The 15001-nt window shown below is 64.2% G+C and carries 13 protein-coding genes and 1 tRNA gene; 3 read left to right on the top strand and 11 right to left on the bottom strand.

The features are described from left to right. Window positions 1–213 precede the first annotated feature (213 nt). Genes ACXJKC_RS19410 through ACXJKC_RS19400 form a run of 3 tightly spaced genes read right to left on the bottom strand, consistent with a single transcriptional unit; the run spans window position 214 to window position 3405 of the window. Window positions 214–999 (bottom strand): SDR family oxidoreductase, encoded by a 786-nt coding sequence (locus tag ACXJKC_RS19410; protein ID WP_456698394.1) that lies wholly within the window; start codon window positions 997–999, stop codon window positions 214–216. After that, window positions 996–2213 (bottom strand): acetyl-CoA C-acetyltransferase, encoded by a 1218-nt coding sequence (locus ACXJKC_RS19405; protein WP_456698393.1) that lies wholly within the window; start codon window positions 2211–2213, stop codon window positions 996–998. Before ACXJKC_RS19405 ends, ACXJKC_RS19410 begins: the two co-directional genes overlap by 4 nt. 46 nt (window positions 2214–2259) lie before the next feature. Further along, complete coding sequence (locus tag ACXJKC_RS19400; protein ID WP_456698392.1) at window positions 2260–3405, bottom strand: acyl-CoA dehydrogenase family protein; 1146 nt, start codon at window positions 3403–3405, stop codon at window positions 2260–2262. A 104-nt stretch (window positions 3406–3509) separates the two neighbouring features. Between ACXJKC_RS19400 and ACXJKC_RS19395 the strand changes: the two genes are divergently transcribed. Next, the gene (locus ACXJKC_RS19395) at window positions 3510–4085 is read left to right on the top strand and encodes a TetR/AcrR family transcriptional regulator (protein ID WP_456698391.1); all 576 of its coding nucleotides are present in this window, start codon (window positions 3510–3512) and stop codon (window positions 4083–4085) included. 3 nt (window positions 4086–4088) lie between these two features. Here ACXJKC_RS19395 and ACXJKC_RS19390 read toward each other — a convergent pair whose 3' ends face one another. After that, window positions 4089–4628 carry a YceI family protein gene (locus ACXJKC_RS19390; protein WP_456698390.1) on the bottom strand — a complete coding sequence of 180 codons (540 nt, stop codon included), beginning with the start codon at window positions 4626–4628 and terminating at the stop codon, window positions 4089–4091. A gap of 98 nt (window positions 4629–4726) precedes the next feature. Between ACXJKC_RS19390 and ACXJKC_RS19385 the strand changes: the two genes are divergently transcribed. Next, window positions 4727–5200 carry a MarR family winged helix-turn-helix transcriptional regulator gene (locus ACXJKC_RS19385; RefSeq protein ID WP_456698389.1) on the top strand — a complete coding sequence of 158 codons (474 nt, stop codon included), beginning with the start codon at window positions 4727–4729 and terminating at the stop codon, window positions 5198–5200. A gap of 16 nt (window positions 5201–5216) precedes the next feature. Here ACXJKC_RS19385 and ettA read toward each other — a convergent pair whose 3' ends face one another. From ettA to ACXJKC_RS19360, 5 genes are all read right to left on the bottom strand, one after another. Then, on the bottom strand, window positions 5217–6899 hold the full coding sequence (ettA, locus tag ACXJKC_RS19380; RefSeq protein ID WP_456698388.1) for an energy-dependent translational throttle protein EttA: 1683 nt from the start codon (window positions 6897–6899) through the stop codon (window positions 5217–5219). A gap of 53 nt (window positions 6900–6952) precedes the next feature. After that, a complete protein-coding gene (locus ACXJKC_RS19375) occupies window positions 6953–7402 on the bottom strand; it encodes a single-stranded DNA-binding protein (RefSeq protein ID WP_456698387.1) in 450 nt (149 codons plus the stop codon). Window positions 7403–7516: 114 nt separating this feature from the next. Beyond that, on the bottom strand, window positions 7517–9184 hold the full coding sequence (locus ACXJKC_RS19370; protein ID WP_456698386.1) for a GTPase: 1668 nt from the start codon (window positions 9182–9184) through the stop codon (window positions 7517–7519). Next, a complete protein-coding gene (locus ACXJKC_RS19365; RefSeq protein ID WP_456698385.1) occupies window positions 9181–10899 on the bottom strand; it encodes a dynamin family protein in 1719 nt (572 codons plus the stop codon). Before ACXJKC_RS19365 ends, ACXJKC_RS19370 begins: the two co-directional genes overlap by 4 nt. A gap of 101 nt (window positions 10900–11000) precedes the next feature. Further along, a complete protein-coding gene (locus ACXJKC_RS19360) occupies window positions 11001–12188 on the bottom strand; it encodes a PrsW family intramembrane metalloprotease (RefSeq protein WP_456698384.1) in 1188 nt (395 codons plus the stop codon). A gap of 163 nt (window positions 12189–12351) precedes the next feature. On the opposite strand from ACXJKC_RS19360, the gene ACXJKC_RS19355 reads away from it, so the two are divergent. Further along, a tRNA-Arg gene (locus tag ACXJKC_RS19355) sits at window positions 12352–12425 on the top strand. A 29-nt stretch (window positions 12426–12454) separates the two neighbouring features. On the opposite strand, the gene ACXJKC_RS19350 is transcribed toward ACXJKC_RS19355, so the two are convergent. Next, window positions 12455–12694, bottom strand: a complete 240-nt coding sequence (locus tag ACXJKC_RS19350; protein ID WP_456698383.1) for a hypothetical protein — start codon at window positions 12692–12694, stop codon at window positions 12455–12457. A gap of 217 nt (window positions 12695–12911) precedes the next feature. After that, a complete protein-coding gene (locus tag ACXJKC_RS19345; protein ID WP_456698382.1) occupies window positions 12912–14978 on the bottom strand; it encodes a bifunctional polysaccharide deacetylase/glycosyltransferase family 2 protein in 2067 nt (688 codons plus the stop codon). Window positions 14979–15001 lie beyond the last annotated feature (23 nt).

Raw genomic sequence — 15001 nt, 5'->3', positions numbered from 1 at the left:
CCATCTTCGCAAAACATGAGGACTTCCTCAACTTTAACGCGAGGAAAACCTCATGTTTCTGCTGTGGCGTGAGTCACCCCAGACGCAATGCTCGCGAGTCACTTAATTACCTACGGCGAGTCACCCAGTCACGTGCCGCGAGATATTTTGCCTCTCGCGGTAGGTAATTGAGTGACTCGCCGACTGTGTTTCAGTGACTCGCGAGCGTGGGGGTTAGACGCCTCCGCCGAGGAGGACTCCTCCGTCGATCGTCAGGGTCTGACCCGTCATCCAGCCTGAGTCCTCCGACAGCAAGAAGGTCACAACCGAGCCGATGTCGTCGGGCAAGCCCAAGCGCTTGAGCGCATACGGTGCCGCGACCTCGTCCTCACGCCCCTCGTACAACGCTTCGGCGAACTTGGTCTTCACGACCGCCGGAGCGACCGCGTTGACCCGGATGTCGGGGCCGAGTTCGAGCGCGAGCTCCTGCGTCACGTGGATCAGCGCCGCCTTCGACGCACCATAGGTGCCGATCCCCGGCGCCGGACGCTGACCGGCGACTGACGCGATGTTGACGATCGCACCGCCGTTCTCGGCCAATGACGCCCGGTACGCCTTCTGAGCCCAACCGATCGCCGCCACGACGTTGACGCGGAAGATCTTGTTCGCGACCTCGAGATCGATGTCGATCATCTTGCCGTACGCCGGATTGATGCCGGTGTTGTTGACCAGGAAGTCCAGGCCGCCGAAGGTCTCGATCGTCTTGGCGATGACCTCGTCCTGGTGTTCGGCGTTGTCAGCCGCGCCCGCGACGAACATCGCCTTGTCGGGACCGCCCAGCGCCGTCACGGCCTCGGCGAGAGCCTCAGGCTTGCGAGCAGTGATGCACACCCGTCCACCATCGGCGACGAAACGTTCCGCGACCGCGAAACCGATACCTCGACTGGCGCCGGTGACGATCGCAACCTTGCCGTCGAAACGACCCGTCGTACTCTGTCCGCTCAAACTCTGTCCGCTCAAGACAAACGCTCCAACACCATCGCCATGCCCATGCCGCCACCGACGCACATCGACTCGACGCCGAACTGCTTGTCGTGGTGCTGCAGCGAGTTGATCAGCGTGCTCGTGATGCGCGCACCGGTCATACCGAACGGGTGACCGACCGCGATCGCCCCGCCGTTGACGTTGAGCTTGTCCATGGGGATGCCGAGCACCTTCGCCGAACCCCACGCCTGGACGGCGAATGCCTCGTTGATCTCATACAGATCGATGTCGTCGATGCCCATGCCGGCATTGCGCAGCGCCGCCGGAATCGCCTCGACCGGGCCGAGGCCCATGATCTCCGGAGACAGGCCCGTGACAGCAGTCGACACGATACGAGCCAGCGGCGTCAGCCCCAGCTCCTTGGCCTTGGTGTCGCTCATGATGACGACGGCCGCAGCGCCGTCGTTGAGCGCACAGCAGTTGCCGGCCGTGACGGTGCCGTCGGGACGGAACACCGGCTTGAGGCCGCTGATGCCTTCCAGCGTCACGCCGGCACGTGGGCCGTCATCGGTGCTGACGACCGTGCCGTCGGGCAGCGTGACGGGAGTGATGTCCTTGGCCCAGAAGCCGTTGGCGATGCCCTGCTCGGCCAGGTTCTGGCTGCGCACACCGAATTCGTCCTGCTCCTGACGACTCATGCCGAGATGCTGGGCGACGTTCTCGGCAGTCTGGCCCATCGCGATGTACAGATCGGGCAGCTCGCCGCCTTCGCGCGGGTCGGTCCAGGTGGCCGCGCCACCTTCGGCACGCTTGGCCGTACGCGCGATCGCGTCGGCGAAGACCGGGTTCTCCGAACCGGGGATATCGGCGAATCCGTTTCCGAACCGACTGACGGTTTCGACGCCGGCAGAGATGAACGCGTCGCCCTCGCCGGCCTTGATCGCGTGGTAGGCCATGCGGGTCGTCTGCAGCGATGAAGAGCAGTAACGGTGGACCGTCACGCCGGGCAAGTGATCGAGCCCCGACATGACGGCCACGACGCGCGCCAGGTTGTGACCGGATTCGCCAGCGGGCTGGCCGACGCCCAGGTGCAGATCGGTGATGTCGCGGGGATCCAGTCCGGGCACCTTGGCGAGCGCCGCCTGGAGCATCTGCACGGTCAGATCGTCAGGGCGCATTTCCTTCAGCGAACCCTTGACGGCACGGCCGATCGGCGAGCGGGCGGTGGATACGATGACTGCTTCGGGCATTGCGTCTCACTTCTTTCCGATGGTGGACTTGTTCAAACGGTAGGAATCAAAAGCCGAGATCGCGACCGATGAGCTCTTTCATGATCTCGTTGGAGCCGGCCCAGATCTTCGTGACGCGGGCATCACGCCACGCACGGGCAACCCGGTATTCGTTCATGAAGCCGTAGCCACCGTGCAGCTGCACACAGTGGTCGAGCACTTCGTTCTGCACCTGCGACGACCACCACTTGGCCTTGGCCGCATCGATCGCGGTCGCATCCCCCGTAGTGTGGGCCAAGACGGCCTGGTCGACGTACGCCTCGGCCACCTCGATCTGCGTCACGAGCTCGGCCAGGAGGAACTTGTTGTGCTGCAGACTGCCGATCGCCTGACCGAATGCTTTGCGGTCCTGGGCGTACTGGATCGTCTCGGCCAAGATCTGCTTGGCGTGGGCGACGTTCGCGACCGAGCAGCTGAGCCGTTCTTGCGGCAGTCGCTGCATCATGTAGATGAAGCCCATGTCGACCTCGCCGATCAACCGGTCATCGCCGAGACGGATGTTCTCGAAGAACAGTTCGGCCGTGTCGGCCTCACCCTGCCCGACCTTGTCGAGCTTGCGACCGCGACTGAAGCCCGGGTCGGTGGCCTCGATACCGAAAAGGCTGATTCCCTTGGCGCCCTTCTCGGGGGACGTCCGCACGGCCGTGATGATGAGATCTGCCGAGAAGCCGTTCGTGATGAACGTCTTGGAGCCGTTGATGACCCAGGCATCGCCATCGCGGACAGCAGTGGTGCGCAGCGCCGCCAGATCGGACCCGCCGCCGGGTTCGGTCATGCCGATCGCGGTAAGGATCTCGCCGGAGGCACAACCGGGCAGCCAGCGCTGCTTCTGCTCGTCGGTGCCCAGGTCGACGATGTACGGCACCGCGATATCAACGTGGATCGCGACGCATGAGGCCAGGGCGGCATTGAGCTTGCTCAGCTCTTCGCCCCACACCGCATTGAAGCGGAAGTCTTCGGCGCCTGCTCCCCCGAACTCCTCAGGGATCTCCAAACCGAGGAATCCTTCGCCACCGGCCGCCAGCCAGAACTCGCGCGGCAGCGCCTTGTCGTCGAGGTATGCCTCGAGATTCGGGGTGGCGTGCTTGGCCAGGAAGGCCGCACAGGAGTCGCGGAACGCCTCATGATCGTCACTGAAGATCGTCCGTTTCATCTGCTGGCCTGCCTTAAGGTGAAGAACTTCGAAGGAATCGAGTACTAAGCGCTTGCTTAGCATGCTGTCCCTCCGCCATGCTGTCAACCTAAGGAGGCCACATCATGACGACCGTCACTGCACGTGAACGACTGCTCAATGCCGCCGTCGAGGCATTCGCCGAAAAAGGATTCGCTGCAACGACAACGCGCGACATCGCGTCTCGTGCAGGTATGAGCCCGGCCGCCGTCTACGTGCACCACGACTCCAAGGAGAGCCTGCTGTTCACCGTGAGCCTCGACGGGCACCGTGAAACCTTGGAGATCCTGACGTCGGCTGCCGATTCCAGCACCGATCCGATCGTTCGGCTGCGCAATATGGTCTACGAATTCAGCCTCTGGCACGCCGACCACAGCCGCGTCGGACGCATCGTCCAGTACGAGTACCACGCTCTGACGCCCGAGCACCGTGCCGAGATCGCGGTCTATCGGCGCAATATCGAAAAGACCATGCAGGACGCCCTGGCCGACGGGGTCAGCCAGGGCGTCCTGGAGGCCGATGACGTTCCCGGAACAGCGTTCTCGGTACTTTCTCTCGGCGTCGATCTTGTGCGGTGGTTCAAACCAGGCGGCTCACGATCGAGTCATGAACTTGCGACGCTACACGCCGATCTCGCTGTGCGGATGACGCTTCGCACCTGAGGTTCAGGCCTGCTGCAGCACGGCCTCGGCAACGATGTTGATCGAGATCTTGTCACCGATCATCACCGAATCGCCACCGACGGGGATGTTGAAGTCGATGCCGAACTCCTTGCGGCTGATCGTGGTGGTGGCTTCGACGCCCACACGCGTGCCGCCCCACGGGTCGCCGCCCTCACCGAGGAAATCGACCGTGAGCTCGACCGGCTTGGTGACGTCCTTGATCGCGAGGTCACCGGTGACAACGAACTCGTTGTCACCCTTGTCAATGACGCCCGTCGAGGTGAACGTCATGGTCGGGTAGGTGTCGACGCCGAAGAAGTCGCCCGAGCGAAGGTGCGCGTCGCGATCAGCAGTTCCGGTATTGATCGAGCTGAGGTCGATCTTGACGTTGACCGAGGAGGCAGTGACGTCATCGGCCGTGACGAGCGTGCCCTCGAACGTCTCGAACTTGCCGCGCACCTTGCTCATGAGGTGGCGGACCGTGAAGCCGACCTCGGTGTGGGTCGGATCGAGGTTCCAGGTACCGGCGGTGATGTTGCCCATGGTGACTCCTTGAAAGATTGTGGTTGATGCTTCAACTAGACTACCGTAACACATGGTTGAAGATTCAATCAACAATACCGACTAGTAGGGTAGATCACATGAACAGCGGCGCAGAGACACCTTGGCTCGACTCCGAGCAGCAGCACGTCTGGCGGGCGTTCCTCGGTGCTACGACAGTCCTGACCGATCGCCTGGATCGCGACCTGCGCAACCAGCACGGCCTGTCGATGCCCGAGTACGAGATCCTCGTCAGGCTCTCGGAGGCTCCCGACCGGTCGATCCGCATGGCTGAGCTCGCCGATGCCGTCTCCCACTCCCGCAGTCGGGTGACGCACACGATCGCGCGCCTCGAACGCGAAGGCATCGTCCGACGAGGCCAGTGCTCAGACGACGGTCGGGGCGTATCGGCGGTACTGACCGAACACGGTTTCAGCGTCCTCGAGCAGGCCGCCCACACCCACGTCAGAGGTGTCAACGACTACCTGATCGAGAACGCCGATCCAGAAGATTTCCGCGCGCTCGGACGGATCATGGACAAAGTCCAGGAAAAGCTCCAGGGCAAGAGGTTCTAACCCCCGCCGCCCTTGGTCAGTCGCGGGTGAGCTTGCGGTAGGTGACGCTGTGCGGACGGGCGGCTTCTTCACCCAGACGTGCGACCTTGTTGACCTCGTAGTCGGCGAAGTTGCCCTCGAACCAGAACCAGTTGGCCGGGTTGTCGGCATTGCCCTCCCACGCCAAGATATGCGTCGCGACGCGGTCGAGGAACCACCTGTCGTGCGAGACGACCACGGCACAGCCGGGGAAGTCCAGCAGAGCGTCTTCGAGTGACTGCAAAGTCTCGACGTCGAGGTCGTTGGTGGGCTCATCGAGCAACAACAGGTTGCCGCCCATCTTGAGTGTCAGCGCGAGGTTCAGGCGGTTGCGCTCACCTCCCGACAGGACCTTGACCTGCTTCTGCTGGTCGGGGCCCTTGAAGCCGAACGAAGCGACGTATGCGCGGCTGGGCACCTCGAAGTTGGCGACCTTGATGAAATCGAGCTCCCCCGACACGAGCTGCCAGATGTTGAGCTTGTCGTCGATGCCGCCACGGCTCTGATCGACATACGAGATCTTGACCGTCTGACCGACTTCGAGCGTTCCGCTGTCGGGCTTCTCCTCGCCGACGATCATCCGGAACAGCGTCGACTTGCCGACACCGTTGGGGCCGACAACTCCGACGATGCCGGCCCGCGGTAGATCGAACGTCAGTCCGTCGAACAGCTCGCGCTCGCCGAAGCTCTTGTGCAGATCCTTGGCGTTGAGGACGACATCGCCGAGGCGCGGACCGGCCGGGATGTTGATCTCCTCGAAGTCGAGCTTGCGACCGCGCTCGGCCTCGGCCGCCATCTCCTCGTACCGACTCAGACGGGCCTGGTTCTTGACCTGGCGGGCCTTGGCGTTCGACCGCACCCACTCGAGTTCCTTGGCCAGGATCTTGGCGCGCTTGGCGTCCTTCTTGCCCTCGACGATGAGGCGCTGCTGCTTGGTCTCCAAGTACGTCGAGTAGTTGCCCTCGTACGGGTGGGTCTTGCCGCGGTCGAGCTCGAGGATCCATTCGGCGACGTTGTCGAGAAAGTAGCGATCGTGGGTGATCGCCAGCACCGCGCCGGGGTAGGACGCCAGGTGCTGCTCGAGCCACAGCACGCTCTCAGCGTCCAAGTGGTTGGTGGGCTCATCGAGCAGCAGCAGATCAGGCTGCTCGAGCAGGAGCTTGCAGAGCGCGACGCGGCGGCGCTCACCTCCGGACAGGTGATCGACGAGCTCATCCGGCGGCGGGCAGCGCAGGGCGTCCATGGCCTGGGCAAGGCGGGAGTCCAGATCCCATGCATTCGCGTGATCGAGGTCAGTCTGCAGATCGCCCATCTCGGGCAGCAGCTTGTCGTAATCGGCATCGGGGTCGGCCAGTTCCACGCTGATCTGGTTGAACCGATCGAGCTTGCCCTTGACGTCGGCGACGGCCTCCTCGACGTTCTCGAGCACGGTCTTGCCCTCGCTCAACGGCGGCTCCTGCAGCAAGATGCCGACCGAGGCCTCGGGGTCCTTGATGGCGTCGCCGTTATTGGGCTGGACCATGCCGGCCATGATCTTGAACAGCGTCGACTTGCCGGTGCCGTTGGGACCGACCACACCGATCTTGGCGCCGTGCAGGAACGAGAGCGTGACGTCGTCGAGGACGAGCTTCTCGCCCAGCTTCATGCGGACGTTGCGGAGAGTGAAGACGTATTCGGCCATAGGGTCAAGACTAACGAGAGCCCTGCAAGCAGCCCACGCCGGTCATGGCCGGTTCATGCCGCCGGAACATCGGCCGGTTGGCTCTCCAGTTCGGCAAGCGCCTCAGCGGTACCGTCACTGGCCGACGCCACGACCTGATTGCGCTCGACTTTGCGGAATCGCGTCACTCCACGGTTGAGGTCGTGGGCGATCAACGTCGCCTCAAGAACCGTACTTTCGCGCTCCTCCCCCTCTTTGGTCGACCACAACTCGGTGCGCAGCCGCCCGGTCACGACCACCGGATCACCGACTTGCAACGAGTCGGAAGCATTCTGGGCGAGCTGGCGGAAGGCTTTGACCGACATCCAGGTCGTCGGCAGGTCGCGCCAGGAACGGGTCGGTTGATCCCAGTAGCTCGGCGTCGATGCGACCCGGAACAGCACCCACGGGACGCTGGCCCCCTCGCGCAATACGACGGGCGTGCCGATATGTCCGTGAAAGGTCAAGATGTTGTCGTTCGACATGGCAGTCTCCTTCGAGGTCAGAAACACCAGCCTGGCCCTCGCGGTATGACCGCGCCAAGACGTCTGCGCGCGGCTGTGGACGACCAACAGCACCTTGCCGACCTGTGGACGCCGCTACTTCATCGCGGCGAGAATCCCGGTGCGATAGCTGCGGTAGGAGTCCAGCTCGGCCTGGATCGGCGCAATGACCCGCTCGTCGGTGACCTTCTGGATCGCCGAACGCAGCTCACGGTCGGCCCGCGCCGCCTTGCGCTGACCGCCGATCCGCGCAGCCACTCGTGATAGCAGGGACATCGCGATGCCGAGCACCAGAGCCCCGGCGGCAACTGCTGCGGCCATCGGCACGCCCGCGACCTCACCCAGGTCTGGCAGGTCAAACGAGGCGAGTTCACCTATCCCCTGCACCGCCCACCACGCCAAGCCGCCGATTAGCGCGATGACACCGAGAATCTGGAGTGCCTGCACGACGATCCACCAGCGTGAGGGCTGAGCACTGCCGACACTCGTCGCCGCAATGGCCCGATCGAGTTCACCGACGATGTCCTGGCCGGCCGGATTCGACGCGTCCCGCACGGCATCGCGCCAGGGACGTTCGAGACCGACCGCCGCCTTCTCGGCGGCGTCACGGATCGCGAGCTCGGCCTGCGCGCGCTGCACATTGCCGGCTTCTGGGACCGCCGACCGTGCGAGCGAGGCCGTTGACAGCTCATCGCCGAGTTCGAGCTCGTCAAGCGACGTCTTGCGCAAACGTCCGAGCCAGCGGGTGATCGGCCAGCCGGTACGCAGGGCCGCGCGCCGTTCGGACGAAGCCGAGAATGCCTCGACCAGCTGCGGGACACCCGCGCATTCCACGAGCGCGTCGTCGAGCGCCTGCCGGTCGACCGGGCTGATGCCGGGCGCATCGGCCGTGCCGCCGACCTGCGCCATGACATCGGCCGAGGCCGCGATATCCGAAGCAAGCCGTCCCTTGGCCGAGGCCTTGGCCCGGATGCGGGAGGCAAGTTCCCGTTTGAGATCGTCGACGCCGTCCCCACGGGTCGCGGACACTCCGATGACCGGAACGTCGGGAAGTCCCTCATCGGCGAGGATCCGTCGCACATCGGCAAGTGCCCGTTCACGCTGCTCGAACGGGATGCGGTCGATCTGGTTGAGCACGACCAGCGTCACGTCGCTGTATCCGGCCATGGGTCGGATGTAGCGGTCATGGATCGCCGCGTCGGCGTACTTCTGCGGGTCCAGCACCCACACCAACAGATCGGCATATTTGATCAGCCGATCCATTTCGAGGTGATGCGATACCTCGGTCGAGTCGTGGTCGGGCAGATCGAGCAGCACCAGACCGTCGAGCTTGGTGTCCTCGGCCGAACGGTCGAGCATGCTCATGCGCGAGACCTGATGACGCGCCGGGATGCCCATCCACTCCAGCAGCCCGTTGGCACCGTCGGGCCCCCAGGCGCAGGCCAGCGCCCACGACGTCGTGGGTCGACGCACACCGACACCGGCCAGTTCCAGATCCGTCAGCGCATTGAACAACGACGACTTGCCGGATCCGGTGGCACCGGCCAGCGCGACGATCGTGTGCTCCCCGGACAGGGTCAACCGCTCGGCCGCGCGAGCCGACAGCATTTCAGCCGGGGCGAGGATCTCCTCGTCGATCCGACCGCGGCTCGCGGCGACTGCCTGGGTCAGCCCGTCAAGGCGCTTGGCCACGTCACTCGGCCCGCCATCGAAGCTGGGACCGCCGTCGAACACAGCCGCGGCGGCGTTGACGGGCTCTGTCATGGTGTCTTCTCTTCTTCGTTCAGGAACTCGACGTGTCGAGCGTATTCGGTCTGGCGCGCGGATTCGCGCACTGCGGTCTGTTGTGCCTTGAGCGTCGCCGGATCCGCGAGCAGCGTCAGGAACCGCTTCTGCTCGGCATCCAACAGCGTCGTGACGCGCGTCGTCAGATCGGCGTGAGCCTGGTCGGCGAGCTGATCGACGACTTCGGCGCCGAAAACCGCGTCGAGGAGCCGGCGCCCGAGGATTGCTGTGCCGCCACCGACCGAGTCAGGAGCGGTTCGCGAGAACATCGTGATCATCAGTGCCACCGCGATGCCGTTGACGCCGAAAGCCAGGAATCGCGCAGTCATGCGTTTGTCGGCGCCTTCGGTTCTGACCAGTTCGAGCACCGACTGGCGCCAATCGTGGACGACACGCTCGGCCTTGACGCGCAGGTCAGGCGACGACCGTTCGAGCCCGCGGTTCGTTTCGAGAAGGTGGCGTCCCGGAACTGTCGCACTCCAGGCCCGGGCGATCTTCTCGGTCGTGGCCTCAGCGTGCTCGACGAGCAGCAGGTGGACGCCGGTCTCGATCGCGTCGACGACCTCGGTCGAGCGGGTCCGTTTGCCGGTCATGCCCTCGACGAAACGCCCCCGGATACGGCTGACCTTGTCCTCGACGGACTTCAGGAGTTCACCCGTGCCGACGAACTCACGCCAACTGGCCAGGATCTCGCCGTGCAGCAAGGTGCCGTCAGAGGTCTGCTTCGCGAAGTCTTCGAGCGCGGTGAGCTGGATGGCCACCGCCTCGTCATGCAGCTGCTCGGCCGATGCGATCTGGACGTCGAGGGCGTCGGCGACGTCATGTGTCCGCATGACCAGATGGCGCACCGCGCCGTCGAGCGTCCGGTTGACGACCATGTGCCGAGCCTTGGGATCGGCCGCGAGTTCGTGCAACCAACCGACCATCGGCGCAACCGCCTCGGGCGGGAGCAGACCATCGGCGTCGAGGCCGACCTCGGGGACCGTGAACAGTGGCGAGTCCGACAGCCCGCGCGACGTCATCATGCGGGCAAGGTGACCGCGCACTTCGATCACGGCATCGTCACTCGTACGGTCGAGGACGACCGCGACCGAGGTACTACGTTCAGCGGCCTGGCGCAGGTAGTCCCACGGCACCTGATCGGCGTAACGCGCCGCCGAGGTCACGAACAGCCACATGTCGGCGGCGGCCAGCAACTGTGCCGCAAGCTCCCGGTTGCCCTTGTCGATCGAGTCGACGTCGGGCGCGTCGAGAATCGCGAGTCCCTGGGGGATCCTCGTCGAGGACGCGAGGCGCAGACCGTACGAGTCGTTACCGACGACCGTCGTGCGTTCGAGATCGGGCAGGATCCGATCGGGCTGGAACCACTCGGCATCATCGGGATGGTGCACCAGCACCGGTGAACGGGTCGTGGGGCGAAGGACACCCGATTCGGTTACGGGCTCGCCCACGAGCGAATTGACCAGCGTCGACTTTCCGGCGCCGGTGGATCCGCCTACAACCGCCAACAGCGGCGCCTCAAGCTGCACGAGGCGTGGCAGAACGTAGTCGGACAATTGATCGGCCACTTCGGCGCGTGTGCGCCGGGCGTCCTCAACGCCTGGGACCTCCAACTCGAGTCCGGCATCACGCACCGTGAGGAGGAGGGAGCTCAAGCCCGCGAGGAGTTCGGCCGAAGCGTGTTCGCTGGGCACGGGCTGCTCCTCTCGTTGGCTGGTGCACTGTTGCGGCTTCGTTGGACCCAGATTAGTCGACAGTCTGCCTGTTCGTGGCCGCGGCTCGTGCGGCGTCGTGCTCAATACGCACGGTGAGTGGTCTGGAGCGCCGGCGGGAACCTCAGCCCGGGCCGCAGAGCGTACATCTCATCGAGCAGAGCATAGGTACGTTCGACCCCGAACGGCTTCTCTCGTCCGCTCATCAAGGAGTCGTGCAGGAACGCCATCTCGGTCGCGCGCTGCTGATATCGGGCCACGATCTTGGCTGCGATCTTGCCGTGGTTGGCCTTGGCATAGCGTCGCGCGGCGTTGCGATGGCCGAAGCGCGACAGGTACGGAATCTCGGCCGGATGGATCCAGCCGCGTTCTGCCACATATGACAGCGAACGTTCCAGGATCCGCACCTGGCGAAGGCGCACCACGACCGCCAGCACCGTGGCACCGATCAGGATCCCGGCCAAGGCGAGGTAGGCCAGCAGGAAGGCTGAGCCGTTGTCGGGACCGTAACTCAATGATCCGTTCCAGAGCATGTGCAGACCGACGCTGGCCGCGAGTCCGGCCGTTCCGATCAGCGTTTTGGCCCACTTCGACCTGCGTGAGACGGCAAGACCGATCGCGATGCCGAACGCCGCAGTGAACAGTGGATGCGCGAATGGACTGAAGATGCCCCGGACGACGAATGTGCTGGTGACACCTTCGGCACCCGCGACTTGGTAATCGGCCGATGTCGTGTAGCTGCTGACGTAATAGCCGATGTTCTCGACGAATGCGAAGCCGATCCCGACCAGGCCGGCGTAGATCATCCCGTCGAGCACTCCGTCGATGACTCGACGGGTACGCACGAAGGTCAGCAGCAGGAACAGGCATTTGGCCGGTTCCTCCACCAGAGGAGCGACGAATGTCGCCACCTGGTTATCGCTCAGATCGAACGCATTCGCGATCCACACCTCGAGGGCCAGCGCGATCGCGACGGCGACGACACCGCCCCAGATGAACGCCGCGCACTTGTAGCGAAGCGGCTCGGGCTCATATCTGTCGAGCCACCAGAAGACGAGCCACAGCAATGGCAGCGGGATCATCGCATAGAACAGTGAGAGACCGGTTCCTTCCGCATCACCGGCACCCAAGGCGATCAGGACGGCTCCGACCACACCCGCGACGGCGATCAGCGTGAACAGGACGATCAGCGCCGTGCGACCTCGCTGTCGCACTGCCTCGCGATATCGGGGCAGCGTGGCGGGAATCTGGCTGGTCGTCACGTCTGTCACCCGTCAGATCGTAGGCCATCTGGACGGCACAGGCCCGCGAGTGGCGCAAGACGGTCCGCAGCGTCTATCGCTCTCCAGCGGCCCGCACCTGACGCCGACCTGGTGCCGCCTGCCGAAGACGACCAACCAGTTAGACTCCGAACGACCAAATTCTTCGGTCTAGGCGCCCGTAGCTCAGATGGATAGAGCAAGAGCCTTCTAATCTCTAGGTCGCAGGTTCGAATCCTGCCGGGCGCGCAAAATGTGCGATGTTCGAAACATACCCTTCACTGCGAGCGGTGCGCTGCTCTCAGCTGCTCAGCGAATGCCTCGAGACCCGCTCGCCGCTCCGGGTCATAGCTCATCTCGTGGCGGTGCTCGTTCGCCTTGGTGATTAGGAGCCGGGGGCGCCGCCCATCGGTGAACTGCAGGTCAGGCCGGTAGGCGATATGAATCCGATGTGAGTCCTCGAACCCGAACACTTCGAGAACGTCGCCGTCAAAAGTCAGCAGTACATTTTCGGACACCCAAGCTTCGAAAGTGTGACTCATCTCCCGGGCCCCCGCCTGTCTGCACTTCATGACTCCGTTACGCAAGAGTGTAGGCCGTCTGCCGGTGCACCTTGAACGCCTTGGCGACCTCCTGCGCCGACCTCGAGCGTCAGAAATCGGGATGCAGGAGCCTGGCTCGCGGTCCCGGAAGCTTTGGTCATACGACATCGGCGGCACAGCCCAAAGTCTCGTCCTACGATTCCACCGCGGCCGGGGCAGAGCGCATGTCACCGGTTCTGCGAAGCTTTTGCCACTTCAGCCGGATGCCGTAGATGGCGCTGGCGACCGACTGAAGCACCACCAAGTACATGAGCTGGCGGTACACGACTTGTTGCAGGGCAAGGCTCCACAGCGGACGCAGGCTCTCTCGATCGAGTTTGAAGGCATACGCGGCGCTGACGTACTGCAAGCCGAGAAACGCCAACCAGATGTAGGCGATGGTGGGCGACGGGGCGAAGATCAATGAATACAGTGCCGCGACGTCGATGGCAGGGGCAAGAAGCGGTAGGAGCACCTGGAACGCCATCAGGTAGGGAAGTCCTCGGCGTCCGAGCTTGCCGGATGCGCCCGGCTCGATCACGGCGCGGCGGTGCTTCCACATCGCCTGCATCGTGCCGTAGCACCAGCGGTAACGCTGTCGCCAGAGCTGCCCGAGTGATGAGGGAGCCTCGGTCCAGGCGCGCGCTGCGGGAGCGTAGACGACTCGCCACCCGGCTCGACAGATCGCCATGGTCAAGTCGGTGTCCTCGGCCAAGGTGTCCTCGCTGACTCCGCCTACCTGCTCGAGCACCGACCGTCGGAAGGCGCCGATCGCGCCGGGGACGGTGGGCATGCACTGCAGGACGTCGAACATGCGGCGATCCAGGTTGAATCCGATGACGTACTCAATGTGCTGCCAGCGCCCGAGCAGGCCGCTGCGGTTGCCGACCTTCGTATTCCCCGACACAGCGCCAACGCGGGGATCGGTCAACGGAGCTACGAGCGCACGCATGGCGTCGGGTTCGAAGACGGTGTCACCGTCGACCAGAACCAAGACGTCATGGGCGGCAGCTGCGATCCCGGTGTTGAGTGCGGCCGGTTTGCCAGCATTGTCTTGACGGATCAGTCGGACCGCGGGCATCGCAAGCGAACGCACGACTTCCGAGGTCGAGTCAGTGGAACCATCGTCGACAACGATGATCTCCAGCTCGGGATAGTCGCTGTTCGCCAAGGATCGGACGGCGGCCTCGATCCCCAGCTCCTCATTGAAGGCAGGCACGATGACCGTCACGCCGGGAAGATCGTCGTCCCCGCTCGTGTGCGGTTCCACCGGTGTCCGGGCGTGCCGACGCGCAACACTCACGAGCAGCAGGGTCCGTGCGATGGCAAGTATCGCGAGAAGGATGAAGGCCCAGCGCAGGAACGAGACCACCGCATCGCTGATGCGGACCAAGGCGATGACGACGTCTCCGCGGAGTTCAGCAAAGCGGCTCGCCTCGTGCCAGGGAGACGGCACGCCGACCGCTTCGGTCACCGTCGTGAACGTATATCCCCGCGCCTGGAGATCGACGATGAGTTTTTCGAGACCGGCCGCCGTCTGGGCGCGGTCGCCTCCCCCGTCGTGAAGCATCACCACGGCGCCGGCATCACCCGACGGGGTCCCCGAGGTGGCGATTTTGTCGACACCCGGCGTCTGCCAGTCCTTGGTGTCGAGATCGGTCAGCACGATGCGATAGCCGCGGGTACGAACGAGGGCACGCCAGTCCCCGGGAGAGATTCCGGCAACGGTCGAAGAGTACGGCGGCCTCAACAGATCGGTCGTGCGGCCGGTGACTGCGGCGACGGCGAACTGGGTCTGGTTGAGTTCGAGCTTCTGGCGCCAATCTGGCACGTTGGCCATGTTGATGTGTGTGAACGTATGAATGCCGACTTCGTGACCGTCTGCCACGATTCGGCGGAGAATATCGGGCTTCTGAGCGACCTGTGATCCGATCACGAAGAACGTGGCTTTGACGCGGTGGCGCTCGAGGACGTCGAGGATGCGGGGAGTCCAGTCGGTCGGGCCATCGTCGAACGTCAGCGCGATCGTCTTGGCGGGCACCTTGAGACCAGGCTCCGCCGGAGCCGACGGATCGAGTACGGGCCCGCCTCGACGAACGGCGTCGGGAACCGCGACTGCACCACCCTTCGACTTCGGTGCGTCCTTGTTCTCCCCGAGTTGCCCGGTGGTAAATCCCGACACGACCAGCAGCAGGAACAAGGCCGCCAGCAGAACGGCCAAAAGAAACCAGTGAGCCCGCGGTT

It is taken from the genome of Aeromicrobium sp. P5_D10, from assembly GCF_054049535.1.
Note: the sequence above shows the minus strand (reverse complement) of the source record. Positions and strands in the feature narration are given on the sequence as shown.